Raw genomic sequence first — 2,875 nt, 5'->3', positions numbered from 1 at the left:
ACAAGCTTGACGTTGACGTCGAAGTGGCCGACATCCTCATCGCCGAGGGTTTCACCAGCCTTGAGGAAGTGGCCTACGTGCCGCTGCAAGAAATGCTCGACATGGAGTCCTTCGACGAGGACACCGTGCACGAGCTGCGCACCCGCGCCAAGGACGCGCTGCTGACCATGGAGATCGCGCAGGAAGAAAAGCTCGAAGCGGTCTCGCAGGATTTGCGGGACCTCGACGGGCTCGACGCTGAAACGATCGCCAAGCTCACGGCGAGCGGCATCGGCACGCGCGACGACCTGGCCGATCTGGCCGTCGACGAGCTGACCGAGCTGACCGGCATGCCCGATGACGACGCCAAGGCGCTGATCATGAAGGCGCGCGAGCACTGGTTCACCGTCTGAGCTGCCGCCCCCTAGCCGCCCTCGCCCAAGTTACCGCTCTACCAAGGACACCCACACATGGCCGTGACTACCGTCGCACAGTTGGCCGCCGAGCTGAACCGCCCGGCTGCGACGCTGCTTGAGCAGCTCCATTCCGCCGGCGTCGCGAAGGCCTCGACGGATGACGCCCTGACCGAAGCCGACAAGGAGCGCCTGCTCGACTACTTGCGCACTGCGCACGGTACCGGCAGCAGCGAGCGCAAGAAGATCACCCTGACCAAGAAGTCGACCACCGAGATCAAGCAGGCCGATGCCTCGGGCAAGGCGCGCACGATCCAGGTGGAGGTGCGCAAGAAGCGCACGTTCATCAAGCGCGACGACGCGCCGCCGGTGCCGATCGAGGAAGCCGCGCCCAGCGAGCCGGTGATCGACGAAGCCGAACTGCAAAAGCGCGAGGAAGAAGCCAATCGCCAGGCCGAGCTGCTGCGCCGCCAAGAAGAAGAGATGGCCGAGAAGCGCCGCCTGCGCGAAGAGCAGGAGCGCGCCGAACGCGAGGTGGCCGAGGCGAGGCAGCAAGCCGCCGCTCAGGAAGCCGCCGTCGCGCTGGCCGCGGCTGCTGCGGCGCCTGCGGTCAAGAAGACCAAGGCCGCCGCCGCGGCGTCTCAGGCGGCCGAGGCCGCAGCAGCACCCGCACCGCCGGCCGAACCGCCCAAGCCGATGGTGCGCGTGGTCAAGGCTGCCGACATCGAGGCCGAGGAAAAGCAGCGTGCCACCGATCTGAGCAACCGCCGCAAGGCGGCCGAGGCCGAGGCTGCCGCTATCCGCGCGATGATGAACGCGCCCAAGAAGGTGATGATCGCCAAGAAGCCGGAGGAGGAAAAGCCGAAGGCCGCTGAGATCAAGGGCACGATTCACAAGCCGACCGCCAAGCCGGGCACGGGCGCGCCCGGCGCCCCGGGCACGGCCAAGCCAGGCGACAAGAAGTCCGTCAAGTCGGAGAAGCTCTCGTCGAGCTGGGCCGACGATGCGGCCAAGAAGCGCGCTGCGCTGAAGGGCCGCAGCGATGGCGGCCGTGGCGGCTGGAAGGCTCCGCGCGGCGGACGCCGCGGCGGCGACCGCAGCGAGGGGGCATCGAGCTACGTCGCGCCGGCCGAGGCGCAGGTCTATGAAGTGCACGTGCCCGAAACAATCTCGGTGGCCGACCTGGCCCACAAGATGTCGGTCAAGGCCTCCGAGGTCATCAAGCAGTTGATGAAGCTGGGCCAGATGGTCACCATTAACCAGCAGCTCGACCAGGAAACGGCCATGATCCTCGTCGAGGAGATGGGTCACAAGGCCTTCACGGCCAAGCTCGACGATCCGGATGCCTTCCTCGAAGAAGACGTCACCACGAGCGACGTGGCGGTCGAGTCGCGTGCGCCGGTCGTCACAGTGATGGGCCACGTCGACCACGGCAAGACTTCGCTGCTCGACTACATCCGCACCTCGCGGGTCGCGGCGGGCGAGGCGGGCGGCATCACGCAGCACATCGGCGCGTACCACGTGCAAACTCCGCGCGGCATGATCACCTTCCTCGACACCCCTGGCCACGAAGCCTTCACGCAGATGCGTGCGCGCGGTGCCAAGGCCACCGACCTGGTGATCCTGGTGGTCGCGGCGGACGACGGCGTGATGCCGCAGACCAAGGAGGCGATCCATCACGCCAAAGCGGCGGGCGTGCCGCTGATCGTGGCCATCAACAAGATCGACAAGCCCGGCACCAACCTCGAGCGTGTGCGCAGCGAGCTGATCGCCGAGCAGGTCGTTCCAGAAGACTTCGGCGGCGACTCGCCCTTCGTGTCGGTATCGGCCAAGACCGGTCAGGGCGTCGACACGCTGCTCGAACAGGTACTGCTCCAGGCCGAAGTGCTCGAGCTCAAGGCGCAAGTCGATGCACCCGCCAAGGGTCTGGTCATCGAAGCCCAACTCGACAAGGGCCGCGGCCCGGTCGCCACGGTGCTGGTGCAGTCGGGCACGCTCAAGCGCGGCGACGTCGTGCTGGCCGGCTCGACCTACGGCCGCGTGCGCGCCATGCTCGACGAGAACGGCAAGGCCGCCACCGAGGCCGGCCCTTCGATTCCGGTCGAGATCCAGGGCCTCACCGAAGTGCCGCAGGCCGGCGACGAATTCATGGTGCTGTCCGACGAGCGGCGCGCCCGAGAAATCGCCACCTTCCGCTCGGGCAAGTACCGCGACGTCAAACTGTCCCGGCAGCAGGCCGCCAAGCTCGAGAACATGTTCGAGAACATGGGTGAGGGCCAGGCGCAGACCCTGGCGCTGATCGTCAAGGCCGACGTGCAGGGCTCGCAGGAGGCGCTGGCGTCTTCGCTGCTCAAGCTCAGCACGGCCGAGGTCAAGGTGCAGATCGTGCACGCGGCGGTGGGCGGCATCAGCGAGAGCGACGTCAACCTCGCCATCGCGTCCAAGGCGGTGATCATCGGCTTCAACGTGCGGGCCGATGCCGG

2 protein-coding genes are annotated in these 2,875 nt (G+C 67.3%); both read left to right on the top strand.

The genetic code is table 11. The features are described 5' to 3' along the window. The coding region (locus H0W38_RS20300; RefSeq protein ID WP_292457583.1) for a helix-hairpin-helix domain-containing protein at window positions 1-392 on the top strand (392 nt) is incomplete at its 5' end. Between the two features lie 57 nt (window positions 393-449). Continuing rightward, a partial coding sequence (gene infB, locus H0W38_RS20295) for a translation initiation factor IF-2 (RefSeq protein ID WP_292457580.1) occupies window positions 450-2,875 on the top strand: 2,426 nt, incomplete at its 3' end.

The sequence above is a fragment of the Methylibium sp. genome, assembly GCF_013817365.1.
Lineage (GTDB): Bacteria > Pseudomonadota > Gammaproteobacteria > Burkholderiales > Burkholderiaceae_C > Methylibium.
Note: the sequence above shows the minus strand (reverse complement) of the source record. Positions and strands in the feature narration are given on the sequence as shown.